The sequence below is a fragment of the Rhodococcus sp. OK611 genome (genome assembly GCF_003050885.1).
Lineage (GTDB): Bacteria > Actinomycetota > Actinomycetes > Mycobacteriales > Mycobacteriaceae > Rhodococcus_G > Rhodococcus_G oryzae.
Genome location: NZ_QAOZ01000024.1, coordinates 1 through 17,899, shown reverse-complemented (window position 1 = coordinate 17,899; position 17,899 = coordinate 1). Strand labels below are relative to the sequence as shown.

At 67.2% G+C, this 17,899-nt stretch carries 22 protein-coding genes; 12 read left to right on the top strand and 10 right to left on the bottom strand.

All coding sequences use genetic code 11. From position 1 onward, the window contains the following. Positions 1-98 precede the first annotated feature (98 nt). Positions 99-704: a TetR/AcrR family transcriptional regulator gene (locus tag C8K38_RS25315; protein ID WP_097214196.1), complete on the top strand. Its 606-nt coding sequence runs from the start codon at positions 99-101 to the stop codon at positions 702-704. Positions 705-1,332: 628 nt separating this feature from the next. Here C8K38_RS25315 and C8K38_RS25310 read toward each other — a convergent pair. Further along, the gene (locus tag C8K38_RS25310) at positions 1,333-1,794 is read right to left on the bottom strand and encodes a hypothetical protein (RefSeq protein WP_143548529.1); all 462 of its coding nucleotides are present in this window, start codon (positions 1,792-1,794) and stop codon (positions 1,333-1,335) included. Between the two features lie 163 nt (positions 1,795-1,957). On the opposite strand from C8K38_RS25310, the gene C8K38_RS25305 reads away from it, so the two are divergent. Continuing rightward, entirely contained in the window at positions 1,958-3,082 is a 1,125-nt protein-coding gene (locus C8K38_RS25305; RefSeq protein ID WP_245221043.1) for a Rieske 2Fe-2S domain-containing protein, read from the top strand. A gap of 113 nt (positions 3,083-3,195) precedes the next feature. Here C8K38_RS25305 and C8K38_RS25300 read toward each other — a convergent pair whose 3' ends face one another. After that, positions 3,196-3,678, bottom strand: a complete 483-nt coding sequence (locus tag C8K38_RS25300; protein WP_143548528.1) for a hypothetical protein — start codon at positions 3,676-3,678, stop codon at positions 3,196-3,198. A 396-nt stretch (positions 3,679-4,074) separates the two neighbouring features. On the opposite strand from C8K38_RS25300, the gene C8K38_RS25295 reads away from it, so the two are divergent. Together C8K38_RS25295 and C8K38_RS25290 are read left to right on the top strand one after the other, a co-directional pair. Then, positions 4,075-4,623 (top strand): DUF4262 domain-containing protein, encoded by a 549-nt coding sequence (locus tag C8K38_RS25295; RefSeq protein WP_097214192.1) that lies wholly within the window; start codon positions 4,075-4,077, stop codon positions 4,621-4,623. Next, positions 4,620-5,051: a hypothetical protein gene (locus tag C8K38_RS25290; protein WP_209927523.1), complete on the top strand. Its 432-nt coding sequence runs from the start codon at positions 4,620-4,622 to the stop codon at positions 5,049-5,051. Before C8K38_RS25295 ends, C8K38_RS25290 begins: the two co-directional genes overlap by 4 nt. Before the next feature lie 62 nt (positions 5,052-5,113). Here the strand turns inward: C8K38_RS25290 and C8K38_RS25285 are convergent, their stop codons facing one another. Next, positions 5,114-5,674 carry a hypothetical protein gene (locus C8K38_RS25285; RefSeq protein ID WP_209927525.1) on the bottom strand — a complete coding sequence of 187 codons (561 nt, stop codon included), beginning with the start codon at positions 5,672-5,674 and terminating at the stop codon, positions 5,114-5,116. Positions 5,675-5,978: 304 nt separating this feature from the next. Between C8K38_RS25285 and C8K38_RS25280 the strand changes: the two genes are divergently transcribed. After that, positions 5,979-7,157: a serine hydrolase domain-containing protein gene (locus tag C8K38_RS25280; protein ID WP_179800713.1), complete on the top strand. Its 1,179-nt coding sequence runs from the start codon at positions 5,979-5,981 to the stop codon at positions 7,155-7,157. Positions 7,158-7,199: 42 nt separating this feature from the next. Here the strand turns inward: C8K38_RS25280 and C8K38_RS25275 are convergent, their stop codons facing one another. Further along, positions 7,200-7,943: an SDR family oxidoreductase gene (locus tag C8K38_RS25275; protein ID WP_097214248.1), complete on the bottom strand. Its 744-nt coding sequence runs from the start codon at positions 7,941-7,943 to the stop codon at positions 7,200-7,202. A gap of 135 nt (positions 7,944-8,078) precedes the next feature. Continuing rightward, the gene (locus C8K38_RS25270; RefSeq protein ID WP_097214189.1) at positions 8,079-8,867 is read right to left on the bottom strand and encodes a putative protein N(5)-glutamine methyltransferase; all 789 of its coding nucleotides are present in this window, start codon (positions 8,865-8,867) and stop codon (positions 8,079-8,081) included. 242 nt (positions 8,868-9,109) lie between these two features. Here C8K38_RS25270 and C8K38_RS25265 point away from each other — a divergent pair, with 242 nt between their 5' ends. Next, positions 9,110-9,550, top strand: coding sequence for a MarR family winged helix-turn-helix transcriptional regulator (locus C8K38_RS25265; protein WP_097214188.1), 441 nt, complete (start codon positions 9,110-9,112; stop codon positions 9,548-9,550). 41 nt (positions 9,551-9,591) lie between these two features. Continuing rightward, positions 9,592-10,020, top strand: coding sequence for an organic hydroperoxide resistance protein (locus tag C8K38_RS25260; protein ID WP_097214247.1), 429 nt, complete (start codon positions 9,592-9,594; stop codon positions 10,018-10,020). An 18-nt stretch (positions 10,021-10,038) separates the two neighbouring features. On the opposite strand, the gene C8K38_RS25255 is transcribed toward C8K38_RS25260, so the two are convergent. The 4 genes from C8K38_RS25255 to C8K38_RS25245 form a co-directional block, all read right to left on the bottom strand. Then, positions 10,039-10,572, bottom strand: a complete 534-nt coding sequence (locus C8K38_RS25255; protein ID WP_097214187.1) for a VOC family protein — start codon at positions 10,570-10,572, stop codon at positions 10,039-10,041. Between the two features lie 8 nt (positions 10,573-10,580). Beyond that, entirely contained in the window at positions 10,581-11,459 is an 879-nt protein-coding gene (locus tag C8K38_RS25250; protein WP_097214186.1) for an oxidoreductase, read from the bottom strand. Between the two features lie 72 nt (positions 11,460-11,531). After that, positions 11,532-11,753, bottom strand: a complete 222-nt coding sequence (locus C8K38_RS26960) for a hypothetical protein (RefSeq protein ID WP_143548527.1) — start codon at positions 11,751-11,753, stop codon at positions 11,532-11,534. 150 nt (positions 11,754-11,903) lie between these two features. Next, positions 11,904-12,167 carry a hypothetical protein gene (locus tag C8K38_RS25245; RefSeq protein WP_143548526.1) on the bottom strand — a complete coding sequence of 88 codons (264 nt, stop codon included), beginning with the start codon at positions 12,165-12,167 and terminating at the stop codon, positions 11,904-11,906. A gap of 229 nt (positions 12,168-12,396) precedes the next feature. Here C8K38_RS25245 and C8K38_RS25240 point away from each other — a divergent pair, with 229 nt between their 5' ends. The 4 genes from C8K38_RS25240 to C8K38_RS25225 all read left to right on the top strand — a co-directional run bounded on the left by C8K38_RS25240 (position 12,397) and on the right by C8K38_RS25225 (position 16,108). Then, on the top strand, positions 12,397-13,491 hold the full coding sequence (locus C8K38_RS25240) for a Gfo/Idh/MocA family protein (RefSeq protein WP_097214184.1): 1,095 nt from the start codon (positions 12,397-12,399) through the stop codon (positions 13,489-13,491). Positions 13,492-13,540: 49 nt separating this feature from the next. After that, the gene (locus tag C8K38_RS25235) at positions 13,541-14,461 is read left to right on the top strand and encodes a pseudouridine synthase (protein ID WP_097214183.1); all 921 of its coding nucleotides are present in this window, start codon (positions 13,541-13,543) and stop codon (positions 14,459-14,461) included. Positions 14,462-14,571: 110 nt separating this feature from the next. Further along, positions 14,572-14,787, top strand: a complete 216-nt coding sequence (locus C8K38_RS25230) for a hypothetical protein (RefSeq protein WP_108168849.1) — start codon at positions 14,572-14,574, stop codon at positions 14,785-14,787. Between the two features lie 97 nt (positions 14,788-14,884). After that, the gene (locus tag C8K38_RS25225) at positions 14,885-16,108 is read left to right on the top strand and encodes a globin domain-containing protein (RefSeq protein ID WP_097214181.1); all 1,224 of its coding nucleotides are present in this window, start codon (positions 14,885-14,887) and stop codon (positions 16,106-16,108) included. Between the two features lie 26 nt (positions 16,109-16,134). On the opposite strand, the gene aztD is transcribed toward C8K38_RS25225, so the two are convergent. Next, on the bottom strand, positions 16,135-17,319 hold the full coding sequence (aztD, locus tag C8K38_RS25220) for a zinc metallochaperone AztD (RefSeq protein ID WP_179800717.1): 1,185 nt from the start codon (positions 17,317-17,319) through the stop codon (positions 16,135-16,137). A 254-nt stretch (positions 17,320-17,573) separates the two neighbouring features. On the opposite strand from aztD, the gene C8K38_RS25215 reads away from it, so the two are divergent. Continuing rightward, positions 17,574-17,899 (top strand): MspA family porin (locus C8K38_RS25215; RefSeq protein ID WP_179800712.1); only part of this gene is annotated, 326 nt, incomplete at its 3' end.

Genomic DNA, 17,899 nt, shown 5'->3' with positions numbered 1-17,899 from the left:
GGATCCGGTGCCTCCCCTGGAATTCTGCATTACTCAGAGTAAACTGAAATTAGATTTCAACGTACACTACGTAAGATGAATCTCGGTAGGCTGTCAGCGTGGTGCGTGAGTACAGGTCGAAACTTCGGGAGCAGCTGGCCCTGGCCAACCGTGAAGCCGTGGTGGTGGTGGCAACGGAGATGTTCACGGCCCGCGGATGGGTGGCCACGACCATGGCCGACGTCGCCGATGCCGCACACCTGACCAGGCAGACGGTCTACCAGCAGTTCAATGGAAAACTCGCACTCCTCGACGCCTGTATTGCACACGCCCTCGCTGGTGGAGACGGTTTGCGCGTGCGTGATCAACCGACATTTCAGGCGATGGGTGTCGGCGACCAGGCGACTCGCATTCGCGCCGGCGGGCACTGGTTGCGAGGTGCACACGAGCGATCGGCGGCCATCCAGTATGTCCTCGATCAAGCGGCGGTGACCGACGACGCCGCGGCATCCAGATTGGCCGAGAGGGAATCGGCCCGTTGGAACGAAGTCGCACACGCGTCGACCCTGATTGTTGGGCATCGACCGCATGATGACGTCATCGATGCAGCGTGGGTACTGGCCAATCGCCGGTGGTGGTTGTTGCTGGTCGGCGAACGAGGCTGGAATGGCGATCGCTGGGAGCGATGGTTCGAGGACGCCGCCACCGCCACCTTCACAATGTGAGCCTCGGGTCGGGCGGTTACGGCATTCCCGGCAACACGGTTGCCGGCGCCGAATCGCTTGTGCAGCTGAGGACTGCCGCAAATGCCGCGCGCTCACGTTGGGGTAGCGACCCTGAAAACGAAGGCGGAAGATGGGCGAGTACATGGCGCTCAAGCTGCAAGCTCCGATGACGAGGAGCCCGCCCGGTGGTCCTTACGGTAGTTGTCACACCGCAGGTCAGATCTTCATGGCCTCGACTCTGACCCGTATGGACCGAAACGGCTTTCCATTGTCGATGACAATGGCACAGGACTCTCGCCACCTCGGACATCACGACCCCACCGAGCCTCCCCTCACTCGCCGCCCGGGATCGATCGACGGCGCCGCCACCCCAGCTCCTTGAGCCGCTCAGCGAACCGGCTCGGCGTCATGCCGAATTCGATGAGGAGGTCAGCGGCCTCCGGACCACCGAAGGGCTCCCAACGTCGCGCAAAGTTGAGGAGTTTTTGATCGTGTGGGTTCATCCACTTCTACTCCAAAGGTATTGGCTCCGAGCGAACTGCTTCTTCGTTCGCCGCCGCGCCGAGTTGGATGAGGCCATAAAGCATGACGGATCCTCATCGGACACCGCTTGAGACCAGCGGTGCCGTCATCGTGGGTTCATCGGTGCGCGTAGGAGCCCGACGAGCATCTCCACGATCTGCGGCTGCGTGGGCCCGAATCGGTCATCGCCCTCGCGGGCACGCTCGAAGTCGGCCAGGAGCGCGAACAGCGTGGTCGCCATCGATGAGGTGCGGCTGATCCGCTCCCGCCGGGTGCCCTCGGGGAGGAGTTCGGCGAGTGTGTTCGTGATCATCGACCAGGTGGTGTCCTCACCGGCCGGCCACCCCTTTACCTGGGTGCGCATGACCTCGAGGAACCGGAAGTAGTGGGTGCTGCCCTGCTCGACCGAGGCATCGACGAGGGAAGCCACCAGCACTTCCACGAGCGCGTGGGTGTCACCGCGGTCGACGCCGATCAGCAGCCGGGCGCCGGAGGCCTCCACCGACTGCAACCGCCATCGCACGATCGCCGCGATCAGGCCTTGGCGATCGCCGAAGTGGTACTGCACCGCGGAGTTGTTTCGCTGGCCCGCGGCGATCGCGATCTCGCGCAGGGGGACATCGGCGCCGCGTTCGGCGAACATTCGCTCGCCCGCGAGCAGCAATGCGTCGACGGTCATGGATGGAGAACTTACCCTTGACGGATTTAAGCACACACGCTTAAATCCGGATATGGACCATCGAGACATAGACACCGGCCGGCCGATCGACCGCTACGCGCGCGGCTGGCACTGCGTGGGGCTCGCCGACACGTTTCGTGACGGCCGGCCGCACGGCCTCGATGCATTCGGGACCCGGATCGTGGTCTTCGCCGAAGCCGGCGGCGAGCTTCGGGCGCTCGACGCGTACTGCCGACACATGGGCGCCGACCTGTCGGGCGGGACAATCAAAGACGGTGCGATCGCCTGTCCGTTCCACGACTGGCGCTGGGATGGGCCCACCGGTCGTTGCACGGGCGTTCCCTACGCACGCCGGGTGCCCCGGCTGGCCAGAACCCGCAGGTGGCCTACGGCGGAGCGCAACGGTCAGCTGCTGATCTGGCACGACCCCGAAGGATCCGATGCATCCACAGATCTGCTGCCACCGGCGATCGACGGCATCGAATCGGGGGCATGGACCGATTGGGTGTGGAACTCGGAACGGATCGAGGGCTCGCACTGCCGGGAGATCATCGACAACACCGTCGACATGGCCCACTTCTTCTACATCCACCATGCCTATCCGACCTACTTCAAGAACGTGCTCGACGGTCACTGCGCATCACAGTTCATGCATTCGAAGGCCCGCCCGGATGTGTTCGGCACGGGCAAACACTTCTCGGAGGATGCTCATCTTCGTTCGGAGGCAACTTATTTCGGTCCTGCCTACATGGTGAATCTCATCCACAATCACGTCGCGCCGGACTCGGTGATCGAGGTCGCGCTGATCAATTCGCACTATCCGATCTCGTCCGAGTCCTTCATGTTGCAATGGGGAATTGCGGTGCAGAAGCTGCCGGGGCTCAGCGACGAGCAGAACGAAAGGATGGCGCGAGCGTTCTCCCAGAACTTCAGCCGGGGCTTCCTCGAGGACATCGAGGTGTGGCGGTCGAAGACGAGGATCGAGAACCCTCTGCTCACCGAGGAGGACGGTCCGGTCTACCAACTGCGGCGGTGGTACCGACAGTTCTATGTCGACGTCGGCGACGTGTCCCCAGAGATGACCGCGCGCTACGAATACGAGATCGATACCGCGCGCGCGAACGACGTGTGGCAGGCCGAGGTGGCACGAAACCTGGCCGCCAAGAACGCAGGATAGGGCGCAGGCACTCCTCACCCGGTCTGCCACCGAAGCCGGCACGCCGACATCCACCACCACGCCCGAGCTGCGATGACCACGTCGCGTCGCCTGCTGGATAGTGCGGGGTCGGATCAGAGCGAAATGACGGTCTCGATCGGCGGCGCCGACACGTGCGGGGTCGCGGTGCTGAGCCAGAACCGGACCCGGCCGAGCCCCGACGCGACATATGCGGCGTTCCCGGAGGTCTGGTAGGCAGCCGGGTTCTCCCTGCTGTCCATCGGATACACGGTGCGACTGCCAGCGGCGCCGGTGTCGAGGTTCTCCCAGTGCACCGTCACCGCGATCATGCACTGGGTCAGCTGATGGGTCAGGTCCGGGAGGTAGAACTCCGGGGACAGCAGGATGTAGGCCTCGCCGCCGGGCCATCCACTGGCCAGTCCCACGGTCATCGGGATACGGACGATGCCGCACCGACCGATGTCGTCCGACACCGCCCACGTGTCAAGGGCCCGCGCCGGTACCGGTGCCGCGCCTGCCGTTCCGACGCCGAGCATCATCGTTGTGGCCAGTGCGGCCACGACGATCGCGCTGCGACCCCTGATGAGTTTCCTCATGCTGTTCCTCCCCCGTTCCGTGCTGAGCAGCACGACTGATACCGATCGTCCTTCAGCGCCAACAGTCAGTGCGGTCACCGCGAACAGTCGCCTGATCAGCGAGGCCCACATGCCGGATTGACCTACCGGTGTGTCTGTTTCCTCCCGCCGCGCGTTACGGAGCTCGGCCATGTTCCGGGTTGCCCCGCTGCTTCCCCGGAGTCGACCACACCGCAGGTCGGGTCCTCGGGAATTGCCAACAACATTGGTGATTCGCGTCCGACGACGACAACAACGGCGACGGCTGCGAACGGGCACCGTGGTTGGCAGTTGGTCACCCAGGCTCCTCGCGGCCACCGGAGCCCGCTCACAAGCCCGGGGAGCGCAACTCAGTCGCTCACCACGTAACCTCCGCCCATGACCGACGATCCGTCCCAGTGCCGCTGCATCCTGTGTCATGACTACGGCGACCGAGACGAAGCAGACCAGGCTGAGCTGACGATCATCGACAATGTGCGGCAGCACGGATGGCACGTCGTCATGGTTCCCGAGGACGAGATCGGTCCTGGTTTCGCCTACACGATCGGTCTGTCCCACACCCACGGTGTACCGGAACTCGCGATGTTCGGGATCGATGTCCACGCCATGCACAGCATCCTCAATACGCTCGGGGAGATGGCCGCCGCAGGCACCGTACCGGCCGACGGCCAGAAGCATACTGACGTCATAGTCGACCGCCACGTCGCGCTCAGGCAGGTTGATCCCCGCTGGTACCGGACCTACTTCGGGCAGGCCATCAACTTCTACCGGAGGACGCCTTTCCCTGCGCTGCAAGTTGCGTGGCCCGACGTGTATGACCGGTTCCACTGGGAAGCCCAGGCCGAGGAGAGGCATCGGGGGTCGCAGCCACAGTTGTGGCTGCCGCCCAGCGAGCACCCTGCCGGATGCTGGACGGCAGAACTTTGATCCCAGCTTCGGGGCAGGGCGAGGGGTTTGCCACCCTCGCCGCGTATGTGAAGGACTACCGCGCCGGTGGCTACGCCGTCGACACCGTCACCGAGTCGGTGTGCGCTGGATGCGGCGGACGAGCCTTCGCGATAGGTGTGGACGACGAGGCAGGTTGCGCCGAACGGCTGTGCGTGGCCTGCGACGACGCCGTCCTGATCGCCGACAGCGTGGACCAGTGGCCCGAGGCCGAACCGGTCCAGTGCGAATGCCCATGCGGCGGGGAGGAGTTCGCCATCGCCGTCGGCTTCGCCTCAGTCGGCGACGGGAGCGACGACGTGCGCTGGGTGAGCATCGGGCTTCGGTGTCTGCGAGACGGGACGCTCGGCGTGTACACGGACTGGAAGATCGACTACAGCCCCTCGGGCCAGCTGCGAGGCATGGCGTAGGCGGGACACCCCGAAGGTCACCGCCGGTCCGAGTGTCGCGCCCGGTCGCAGGACGTCTGGGCTCAGCTGTGGAGAGTGACGCTGGGCATCGGGCGGCCACCAGCGTCGAACAACGCGGCTCCGCAATCACAGCGCTCGTCGGCCAGGGTCTCCGTCGCCGGCAGCTCCCAGACCAGCATCTCCGAGCAGTCCGGGCAGTTCAGGCTGACCATGGTCTCTTCGGGTTCCGAGCCCCAGGCCCGCACCGGGAGGCCCTCGTGCGTCAGTTTGGTCAGCCCACGCTCACCGGTCAACGCGACCAGCACCTCGTAGGTATCGGTGCCGTTGTCCCGCACCGCGAGCGTGCAGCCGAGATTTGCCAGCACACCGGAGAGATGATCGAGCTGGCGGACCGGGAGATCGCCGCGGCGCAGAGTCGGGTCGGACTCGGCCGCGCGGTAGACGACGTCGGTGTCGATGTCCGTCGGCTCCGCCCCGAAGGCCCGTACCCGACCGGCCACGAACGCCGCCAGCTGGCCTTGGTGGTCCTCACCAGTCCAGTCCATCCTGAACATCACACTGTCGACTCGGACCCCCTGGGCCCGCTCACCGGGAGTCAGGACCAGGTCTTCCAGATCAGTCACGACGATCACGCTACCAACTGCCGGTGGGCAGGCCTGGGGTTGTTGTGTCGTTGTCACGCGTGACCAACGCCGGCCCCGCGGAAATCTGCGCGACCTCCAGGCCACCCGCCATTCCACTTGCCGGGGTGTTGGTTTCACTCGCAGTCGGCGAACCCGCCGGCGCGATGGCGCAGCCTGACCAATTGCCGACTACAGATGAACGACAACACCGTTGGCGACTGCCCGCGCTAGGGGTCTTCCCCCAATTCGGTCTCAGGGGTGCGCCCGGATGTGCCCCGGTGCTGGCGAAACTAGCGTTCAGTTCATGACTTCGACCAAGCGAATGCACCTCGCGGTGACACTCGGTGTCGCGACGATTCTCGTCGCCGGGGTGGCCGCCGCCGTCGTCCATTCCGCCGGTGACTCGTCTGTGGAGCAGTTGCGCCAGGACACCGAGGCGATCCATGCCCTCGGTGTCAGCGGGGTGCAGGCGCGAGTGATCGAGCCTGACGGTCAGCAGTCGGTCGCCACCAGCGGCACCGCCGACCGGAACACCGGCAGCCCCGTCAATTCCGACGGCTACTTTCGCATGGCCAGCACGTCCAAGACGCTGGTCGCCACCGTGATCCTCCAACTGGAGGCCGAGGACGGGCTGTCCCTGGACGACACCGTCGACCACTGGCTACCAGAAGTGTTGCAGGGCAACGGCAACGACGGCAGCCGGATCACCATCCGCCAACTGCTCCAGCACACCAGCGGCATCCACGACGACCTGCCCGGATACACAACGCCGGAGGAGTACTACCAGCAGCGCCACGACCTCTATGAACCCGAGCAGCTGGTTGCCCGCGCCGTGGCGCACGCTCCTGCCTTCCCGCCCGGCGAGGGCTGGGAGTACTCCAACACCGGCTACGTCCTGCTCGACATGATCATCGAGAAGGCCACCGGTCAACCCGGCCACCAGGAGATCGACGACCGTATCCTGCGCCCACTCGGCCTAGACCAGACCCGATGGATGGGCACTTCGCCCACCCTGCCCCAGCCGCACGCCCGGGCCTACCAGTTCTTCGGCCCCGATTCGGTGGTGGACGTCACCGATCAGATACCAGTGTCCGAGAACCTCTCGTGGGTGACGACCACGAGCGACGAGAACGACTTCTTCCGCGCGCTGCTCGCGGGCCGCCTGCTGCCGGCCCGGCAACTGGACGAGATGAAGCAGACCGTCCCCGTGAGCGCGGAGGTCCAACAAATGTGGCCAGACGGCCGATACGGCCTCGGCCTGGTCGAACGCCCCCTGAGCTGCGGACGAACCTACTGGAGCCACGAGGGTGGGGACGGCGGCTACATCACCCTCAACGGCGTGACCGACGACGGCAAGCGCAGCGCCGTGGTATCCATGTCCGAGGCACGCGGCGACACCCTGGAGCACATACAGCAGCAAACGATCACGGCCAGCACCCTGATCGACCACGCATTGTGCGCCGGAGGCCCCAGCACCCCGTAAGCCGAGGCGTCGTTGCGGTGAGCGGTGATCTCCACGATCAGATCACTGGCGGGCCAGCCACTCCGACAGTGATGTCTGCGCCAGCTCTGCGCCGCTGCCGGGCAGCAGGCTCTCGGGTCCCAGCACCGCCCCGAAGTACCGCGCCTGAGGATCGGTGACCACCGTGCGCGGATCGGAACGCGCGGCCAGCACGGTGCGGATCCACTGGTCCATGCCGAACACTTCCGGACCCGCGACCTCGACGGTGCCGTTCAGCGGGGTGCCCACCGCCGCGCGGCCAACGGCCGGTGCCACCTCGTCCGCGGCAATGGGCTGGACGCCGGCGCCCGGGAGCCGCACCTCGCCGTCGACGGTCGCGGAATCGGCTATGCCACCAGCGAATTCGAAGAACTGCGTCGCATGCACCAGCGAGTATGGCAGGCCCGATCCTGTGATCAGCTCCTCCTGCGCCGCCTTCGCCCGCAGGTACCCGGACTCCGGCAGCCGATCCGCGCCGACCACCGACAGGGCGACGTAGTGTCCGACGCCGGCCGCGGCGGCGACCTCGAGCAGGTTCGTGGTGGAGGTCCGGAAGAAGTTCATGACATTGTCGTCGGCGAACGACGGCGAATTGGAGACATCGACCACCACATTCGCACCCCGCAGCACGTCTTGGACTCCCTCACCTGTGAGGGTGTTCACGCCCGTGCTGGGTGCGGCCGGAACTGCCTGGTGGCCATCCGCACTCAATCGAGCGACGAGCTTCGAGCCGATCAGCCCGGTGCCGCCGATCACAACAATCCTCATCCTCATTCCTCCTACCTCGTCAGACACTCACATGCGCCGTCGTGCGCGGGGTCTGGTCCACTCGGTCCAAGGCAAGGCGGGTGGCTACGTCGACACGCACGCACCGCAGGATTGACGGTACCCGGCATCGTGTCCTCAGCCGGGGCGCCTGGTTCCGATCACGACGGTGGCGCCGGACTCCTCCGAGCGCGCGACCCGGGGAGTCAGTCCACCGCGGGCGAAGGCGTCGACCGTGAGCGGCGCCTGCCGTTCGCTGGTCTCGATCAACAGGTGTCCGTCCGGCGCCAGCCAGCGGGTGGCACCGGCGGCGACCTTGCGCTGGATGTCGACACCGTCGGTCCCACCGTCGAGCGCCAGCATCGGCTCGTGGACGCGGGCCTCCGGCGGCAACATCCCGATCGAGCCGGTGGGCACGTAGGGCGCGTTGGCCACCAGGACGTCGACCCGACCGCGCAGGGACCGGGGCAGCGGATCGTAGAGATCGCCCTCGTACACCCGGGCTCCGGCGGCATTGCGGCGCGCGCAGCGGACGGCGGCCGGATCGACGTCGACCGCGTGCAGTTCGATGTCACCCCCGGCCGCGGTCAGCGCGACGCCCACCGCACCGGACCCACAACAGAGATCGAGGACAACCGCCCGGCGGTGGGCGACGGCCGCCGCCTGACGGGCGAGGAACTCGGTGCGGCGGCGGGGTACGAAGACCCCGGGGTCAACGGCGATGCGCAGCCCGCAGAACTCGGCCCAGCCGAGGATCTGCTCGAGGGGCAGGCCGGCGACGCGGCGGTCCACCATGGCCTCGAGGTGGTCGGGGGTCGCGGCGGCGGCGGCGAGCAGGCGCGCCTCGTCCTCCGCGAAGACGCAGCCGGCGGCGCGCAACCGGGCGACGATGGGGATTTGCGGGCACAGCGATGAGATAGCAGACATGGGAACGCCTTTCGGGAAATTCCGATGGGCGCTCTCGCGATCACCTACGCCGGTCGGACCGCACACGGTGAGAGCACCCGGGTTGCCAAAACGGACACCGGTCTCACCTCCTCGGCCGGACGACTACTGCGGACGCGAACGATACCCGAGCCACAACCACCCGGCCACCGATATTTCGAGGGTCGTTTGAGCCGCATCACACTTGGTTGTGCACAACTTAGCCGTGCACTACCTTCATTCTCGTGACCGATGAACTCGCCCTCGACCGGCAGGTGTGCTTCGCCCTCTACTCGGCCTCGCGCGCCGCCACCGCTGCGTATCGCCCACTCCTGGAGGATCTCGGCCTCACCTACCCGCAGTACCTGGTGATGCTGACGCTCTGGGAGCGCGACGGCCGCGGGGTCCGCGAGATCTGCACGGAGCTCGGCCTGGACACCGGCACACTCTCGCCCCTACTCAAGAGACTGGAGGGCCTCGGGCTCATCGAACGCCGACGCCTGAGCACCGACGAGCGCCGCGTGGAGATCCACCTGACCACCACCGGACGGGCCCTCCGCGACCGCGCGCAGGGCATCCCACGGCGGCTCGCCGATTCCACCGGGATGTCCGAGCCGGAGCTGGCCACCCTCCGGGAGGCCCTGGTCCGGGTCACCGGCGCACTCCAGGACTCGACCCGATCCTGAACCCCACCAACCCATTCCCTGGCACCACCGAAGGAGAAATGATGAAGACGCTCTACACCGCAGAGGCCCTCGCCACCGGCGACGGACGCAACGGCCACGCCCGCTCCTCGGACGGCAGGCTGGACTTCGATCTCGCCATCCCGACCGCTATGGGCGGCACCGGCGACGGCACCAACCCCGAGCAGCTCTTCGCGGCCGGCTACGCGGCCTGCTTCCACTCCGCGCTGCAGCTGGTCGCCCGCCAGGCCAAGGCGAACGTCGCCGACTCGGCGGTCGGCGCCAGGGTCGGCATCGGCTCGCTCGACGGCGGCGGATTCGGTCTCGAGGTCACCCTCGAGGTGTCGCTACCGCACCTGGCTCGCGCCGAGGCAGAGGACCTGACGGCGAAGGCTCACCAGGTCTGCCCGTACTCGAACGCCACCCGCGGCAACATCGAGGTCACCCTCGTGGTGGCCGAGGCCGACGAATAGGTCTCGCCGACAAGGAGATCAGGACCGGCGGGCGAAGATCCGTTCCCACACGGCGGGATCGGTGCGCGGACCGCTCGGGGTCTCCGGCCCGTACCTCTCGATCTCGCCGTCGATGTCGAGGGGGCGGGTCGGCGGCATGCCCGGCACCAGCTCCTCCTCCACCCGGTCGTCCGGAACGAGCCAGCACACCTCGAACTCGATACCGTCCGGATCCCTGGCGTACAGGGCCTTGGTCGACCCGTGATTACTCGCACCGGTCAGCGCCCCCGCCTCGATGAGCTTCTCGCGCATCGAGGCCAGATCGGTGAGGGTGTCCACCTCCCAGGCGAGGTGATAGAGCCCCACGTCGCCCTGGCGGGCGCGGCTCGGCCCACTCGGGCTCTGGAACAGGCCCAGGTCGTGGTCGTTTGCCGAGTTCGCGGCCTGCAGGAAGGCCGCGCCCGGAAATCCCCCCGGGAGCGGACGGAATCCGAGCACGTCCTGGTAGAACGCCAGGCTGCGCTCGAGGTCGGCCACGAACAACACGGCATGGTTCAGTCGGCGAATCGACATCTGTGTGCTCAGCTTTCGAATGAGTAGGTGACGCCGGTCAGCCGCTCGGACTCGCCCCACAGCGCCCGGGCCACCGTCTTGTCCCGCGACTTCGACGAGGAGCCGACCACCTTGGGGTAGCCGCGCTGCTCGAAGGGCCCGTCGGGCCCGAAGTAGGTGCCGCCCGCCACGTCGGCGGCCGTCGCGGCGTACAGCTCGGGCAGGGCGCCCATCTCCGCGCTCTGTGCCATCAGGTCACCGATACCCATCAGTCGGTCCCAGATGGACTCGGTGTGCCCCTGCAGGCCGGTGGACGCGTATCCGGGGTGGGCAGCAACGGATTTCACGCTCGATCCCACCTGGCTCAGTCGACGGTCGAGCTCGTAGGCGAACATCAGGTTGGCCAGCTTCGACTGTCCATACGCCGGCCAGCGGCGGTAGGTGCGGCGCTGGTAGTTCGGGTCGTCGAGATCGATGCTGCCGAGCCGGTGGAAGAGGCTCGACATCGTGACGACGCGATCGGAGATCCGGTCGAGCAGCAACCCGGTCAACGCGAAGTGACCCAGGTGGTTCGTGCCGAACTGCGTCTCGAACCCGTCGGCGGTGGCGCCCTTCGGCACGGCCATCACCCCCGCGTTGTTGATCAACACGTCGACCTTCTCGACGCCGGCGGCGAACTCGCGCACCGATGCCAGGTCGGCCAGATCGAGGCGGCGCACCTGCGCGTTCTCCCCGATCTGGGCGGCCACGGCACCGCCCTTGTCGACGTTGCGGCACGCCAGGATCACGGTGGCTCCCGCCGCCCCCAGAGCGCGGGCGGCGACCGCACCCAGCCCGCTGTTGGCGCCGGTCACCACGAAGGTGCGGCCCTGCTGATCGGCAATGTCCTGTGCGGTCCACTTCACCATCAACCCAGCTTACGACGAGTGTGGGCGCGGACCCGATGGATCCGCGCCCACACCCGTGGTGCCGCTGTGCTACTACATGCCGCTCTTGAAGCCACCCGTGAAGGACTTGATCAAGGCCGCGAGGTCAAGCGCGTCGCTCGAACCGAACCCGCAATCGTCATCGTCCGTGGGGGTCTGGTTCGTGCTGTCGCACGTCTGTGCCGGGGGCGGGGTCGGGGTCGCATTGGCGACCGCCGGTGCGGCCATGAGGCCTGCGCCGACGAGGAACAGGCACGCGATAGAACGCCGAGTCATTCGTACTCCTGTGCAATAACATCCGGCCACCACGACGGTGCCGGCTCTCGATGCGCGAGACCCTACATACTGGACGCTCGGTTCATCGCAATTTCAACGAATATTGCCTCAGCCCAGCTATCGGCTCAGACCAGCGGACCTCGACGGCCGCTAGAGGCCGCTCTTGATACCGCCCGTGAAGGACTCGATCAAGGAAGCGAGGTCCTCGATGGCCTCGAAGTCGAAGCCGCTGGAGCTGTTGCCGGCGTCCGCCGCGGTCGGCTTGACCTGAGTCGATCCGTTCGAGCAGCTGTTGCCCCCGTCCGTCTGGGTCTCACCCGGCCCACAGATCACGGTCTCCGCATGTGCGGCCGCGGGCGCCATCAAGATTCCTGCGGTGACGAACATGAGGGTCGCAACAAAACGCCGATTCATTTCCCAATCTCCAATGCTGTCATCTCCGGCGCCCAGACCGGCACCGGCACTCGATTTCGTGGACGCTACAGCAGCCGTCAATCACCCATGACTATTTTGAATAGCGTTATGCTGCAAACGATCTAAGCGTCATACGGTACGCGTGACGCCTGGTCCACCGTCGGACAACATTCCGCCGGACCTCCCATCAGTTACATCGGATAACTACCAACTACGGACAAGGACACACATGACGGACAAGACACTTGGGCTGGCCGTGATCGGGACCGGCTTCGGCTGCATCACCCACGTACCGGCGTTCCGGGATGCCGGGTTCGAGGTCCGCGCCCTCGTCGGCCGCGATCGGGAACGAACCGTGGACCGCGCCGAGCGCATGGGGATACCGCACGCCGCGACCTCCCTCGACGAGGCCCTCTCGGTCACGGACATCGACGCAGTCACCATCGCGACGCCGCCACACACCCATGCCGCCCTGGCCGTCGAGGCGGCCGAGCGAGGGCTGCATGTGGTGTGTGAGAAGCCGTTCGCGGCAGACCTGAGCGAGGCTCGGGCGATGCTGGCCGCCGCCGAGAAGTCCGACGTCGTGCACATGGTCGGCACTGAGTTCCGCTACGCGAGCCCCCAGGCGCTGCTCGCCCGGCAGATCCGCCGCGGGGCGATCGGCGCCCCGCGGCTCGCCACCTTCCTCATGCACCTGCCGCTGTTCGCCGCCGAGGGCAGCGAAGCGCCCGGCTGGTGGACCGACGCGAACAGTGGCGGCGGCTGGCTCGGCGCGCAGGGCACCCACATGATCGACCAGATCCGTAGCACCCTGGGCGAATTCGAGATGGTCAGCGCCGGGCTGCCGGTCGTCGCCGACCGTGGGCAGAGCGCGGAGGACTCCTTCACCGTGCACTTCCGCACCACGACCGGAGTCGACGGCGTGCTGCAGAGCACGGTCGGCGCGTGGGGACCACTGCTGATGACCACCCGCATCGCGGGCACGCTCGGCACCCTGTCGATCAACGGCGACAGGGTTTTTCACGCCGACGCGACCGGCGAGCACGAGGTACCGATGCCGGCCGACCTGACCAACCCTGCCCCGCAACCGCCGCCGCACGACCTCTTCCAGACCACCTACGACTGGATGCACTCGACCGGGCTCGATCGCGCCCCGTATGCCCGGCTCGCCGATGCATTCCGCAGGCGCATTCTCGGGCAGGCCCCCGACCCGAACGAGCCCCCGGCGGCGACCTTCCGGGACGGCGTCGCCGGACAGGCTGTGCTGGACGCCATTCGCCGCTCGGCACACGAGGGGCGGTCCGTGCGGGTGGAGGCCCCCTAGGCCGGCCGATTCTGGCCTCGGCCGGGGGCGACCGCCTACCCTCCGAGGTGTGTCCGCCGCCCCGCTCCCCGTCCGCGACGGCCTCAACCCCACCCGGCTGAGGCTGCCCGAACGCGGCCCGTGGACCACGGTGATGGAGTACCTGCTCGCCCGGTTCCCCGACGATGCGTCGCGGCTCCGGGAGAAGGTCGCACTGGCAGAGGTGATGGGCGGGAACGGGGTGCCGGTCACCAGCGAGACCGCGTTCGCGCCGCGCTCGTTCGTGTACCTCTACCGAGACCCGCCGGTCGAGGCGCGGGTGCCGTTCGAGATCGAGATCCTGCACCGGGACCGGGACCTGCTGGTCGTGGACAAGCCGCACTTTCTCGCCAGCACGCCGCGGGGCAGGCACATCGTCGAGTCGGCGCTGGTCCGGCTGCGCCGCGACCTGGACCTTCCCGAGCTCACCCCCGCACATCGCCTGGACCGCGTGACGGCAGGCGTGCTGGTGTTCACGGTCCGGCAGGAGGCCAGGCGGGCGTACCAACTGTTGTTCGAACAGCGGCTGGTGACCAAGGAGTACGAGGCGATCGCCGGATTCGATCCGGCGCTGACACTGCCACGGACCGTGCACAGCCGCATCATCAAGGAACGCGGAATGCTGCAGTGCATCGAGGCACCGGGGGAACCGAACGCCCACACCCGCATCGAGCTGTTCGAGGCACGCAGCGATCTGGCGCGCTATCGACTGCTCCCGAGCACCGGGAGAATGCACCAGCTGCGGGTTCACCTGAACTCACTCGGCATCCCGATCGTCGGCGACAGCTTCTATCCACGACTGTATGACGTTGCACCGGAGGACTATTCGAGTCCACTGCAACTGCTGGCCCGCTCGATTGAATTCGCTGACCCACACACAGGCAAGCCGCGGCGCTTCGTGAGCGAGCGACGCCTGTCCGCCTGGGAGCGGACCAGCAATCCCAACCCTTAGCGAATTGCCAAGGAGCGCACACCGTGCGCTCACAGATCTCCGTCACCATCGGTATATCGGAAAAACCGCCGGACACCCCCGGCGGATCCGCACACCGATCGGAGCCCGAGATGACCGACCTCTGCATGATCCTCCAGCGCGCAGACGACACCGCGGACCTCTTCACTGATCGCGACTTCCTCGAGGCCGTCGCGCGGGCCGCGAACCTCCGCCAGGCCCACATCCTCGCCGAGCTGCTGACCACCACCGGCCACGAGGAGGACGCCGACCGGTTCCTGTCCGCGCACGCCGAGTCCTGCCTCGCAGACCTGCCCGACGCCGCCTGAGATACCGACGAACCCACAGGTAGGAGACCTACTACGCACCGTAGTGGAGTGCGTCACAATACTGGCATCTCAGATGCAAGTTAAATACCGTCGGGTCATGACCCTCTCCCCCGCATCCACCGAAGTCATCAAGGCGACCCTCCCCGCCGTGGGCGCTGCCATCGAGGACATCACCGCGCTCTTCTATCCGAAGATGTTCGCCGCCCATCCCGAACTCGAACGCGATCTGTTCAATCGGGGCAACCAGAAGCAGGGCCAGCAGCAGAAGGCCCTCGCCGGCGCGATCGCCGCATTCGCGGCACTGCAGGTCAGCCCCGACGCCCCCCGCACGGAGCTGATCATGTCGCGGATCGCGAACAAGCACGCCTCGCTCGGCATCACCGCCGACCAGTACGTGATCGTGCACAAGTACCTGTTCGAGGCGATCGTGGAGGTCCTCGGCGAAGCCGTCACCCCGGAGGTCGCGGCCGCATGGGACGAGGTCTACTGGCTGATGGCCGACACCCTGATCGGACTCGAGGCCGACCTCTACTCCGCGTCCGGGGTCCAGGCCGGCGACGTCTGGCGTCGCATGGTGGTGGGCCGACGCGTCCTCCAGTCCGCGGACACCGTCACCTTCATCCTCGAGCCGGCCGACGGCGAACCCCTGCCCGCGTACCGGCCGGGACAGTACGTCTCCGTCGGCGTCCGACTGCCCGACGGCGCACGCCAGATCCGGCAGTACAGCCTGGTCGGCGCGCCGTCGCAGTCCGAGTGGCAGATCAGCGTCAAGGCTGTCCCGGCACAGCCGCTGCCCGACGGGTCGGCAACTCCGGCGGGCGAGGTCTCGAACCACTTGTACCGCAATCTTTTCGAGGGCGACGAGGTTTCCGTCTCGCTGCCCTTCGGCGACTTGGTCCTCGAGGATGACGACACTCCCCTGCTGCTGGTGTCCGCCGGGATCGGCTGCACCCCCATGATCGGAATGCTCAACCACCTCGCCGCCACCGGCGACCCGCGCCAGGTCTCCGTGCTGCACGCGGACCGCTCCCCGGCCCAGCATGCGCACCGGGCGGAGCTGACCGAGCTGGTGCAGCGGATACCGTTCGCGGTGATGCACCGGTGGTACGAGGACCTGGGCACCCGGGCCGCGGGCAACACCACGCACCTCGGCCGGGCCGACCTGTCCGCCATCCAGATCGAGCCGGACACCCAGGTCTACCTGTGCGGGCCGTTGCCGTTCATGCTCTCCGTCCGCGAGACGCTGATGGAACGCCAGGTCCCGGCCGAGCACATCCACTACGAGGTGTTCGGCCCGGACAGCTGGGCCTCGGCAAGCTGACCTCCGCGCGGCGGTTGGCTGTACAGCTAGCCGCCGACGCCGGTCAGCTCGATGGGCGACTGCGGCAGCACCGCCGAACGGGCCACGGTGCCGGCCGCGAGGTCGACCGCATGGATCGACTTCGCGGCCGGATCACTGACGTAGGCCGTACCGCCGTCGACGAACAGGGCCGGCCGCGGCGACTGCCACTTCTCCGGCTCGGTCCAGGCACCGAGCACCGGTATCCGGTTGGTCACCGCCCCCGTGTTCTGGTCGATCACATGCAGGAAGCCGTCAGTACCCAGCACCAGCGCCTCACCGCGCGGGCCGCGACCGAGGGACCGGAAGGTGTAGCTGGTGCCGAGGTCGACGGGCGTCATCGCTGCGGTTGTCGTGTTGACCAGCATCACCCGCTGCGGTCGTTCGAGTTCGGCGTCGCGGTCCGTCTTGTAGTCGCCGAGCACCACGTCGGAGGTGTCCGTGCCTGCCTGGTTGCCGATCCGGCCGTAGGCGTCCGGGCTCGAGATCTTCGTGACCACGCCATCGCGGTAGACGAGCACCCCGTCCTGGCATCCGAACACCACGACCTCGTTTGCGGCCGCCGCCTCGCCGTGCACGCCGGGGCAGTGTTCGTTGCGGGTGACCTCCCGGCGCTCCCTGTCGAGGACGACGATGCCAGTGCGGGCCTTCTCGTCGCCGAGCGTGGTGATCAGTCCGCCGTTCTCCAGTTCCACCGCCACCCCGTGGTGCGGCTCGGCGGTCGTGTGGCTGTCCACCGCCGGTTTCCCTTCCGCCAGCCCGTGCGGATCGAACATCTCGACCAGCCCGGACCCATCGTGGAACAGCACGGTGCGATCGGCGTGCCGGACCACGTGGCCGGGCTTGTTCGCGGCGAACTCGGTGCCGGTGAGCGCCGGGGCCGCGGTGTAGTGATGCGAGTGGTCGCCGTGCGGCTCGGACCAGGTCCCGGTGTCGAGCACCTCGAAGGCGTCGCCGGTGGTGACGAGGACATGCCTGCCGTCTCCCGCCGGGTTCAGCCGGGTGAAGCCGTCGACGGGTACCTGTCCGACCACCTCCAGACTCTCGGCGTCGAGCACCAGGACGCCACCGTCGTATGACACCGCGAGGCGCGGTGTCGCGCCCGAAGCCTCCACCGGTCCAGCGGTTTTGGATCCAGCGGCGGCGGTGGCCTGCTCCTGCGGGTCGATCCCGGACGAGCAGCCGGCGAGCAGGGTGGTCGCGAGGACGGCGGACGCCGCCGCGGCGCGAACACGAGGAGTGAGGTCTGGGTCATGCCCACCAGCTTCGGCCTTATTGCAAATGATTGTCAAAGTATATAATGCGCATGCGTGCACTCATTTGATCGAAAAGCCTTCCCCGGGAGGACATTTGACAACACCCCCCTGCCATCCCTAGGTTTCTGGAAATCATTTCCATGTGACCTGGTGCCGCATGCCCACGCGCCGCGGCCGATGAAGGGGATTCAATGAGCGAGATCCGTAAGCGCGGCATCCGTATTGCTGGCGTCGGTGCTGCCGCGGCGGTGGCGATCGGCCTGATGTCGACCGGTGCGGCGCATGCCGACACGTTTGTGCCGCTGCCGGACGGGCAGAAGGCCGGGCCGGGTGCGGTGGTCTCCCGTACCGGTGAGAGTGTCCTGATCTCGCCGTCGCTGGCCGCCAATGGTGCCGGCCGCACCGCGTGGGTCTCGGGCACCGTCAGCGCCGATGTCACCGGTGTCTCCGGTGAGGGCGAGGCGGGTCCGTGGAACGGTGCGACGAACGACAAGGGCACCAACAACTCCTCCACGCA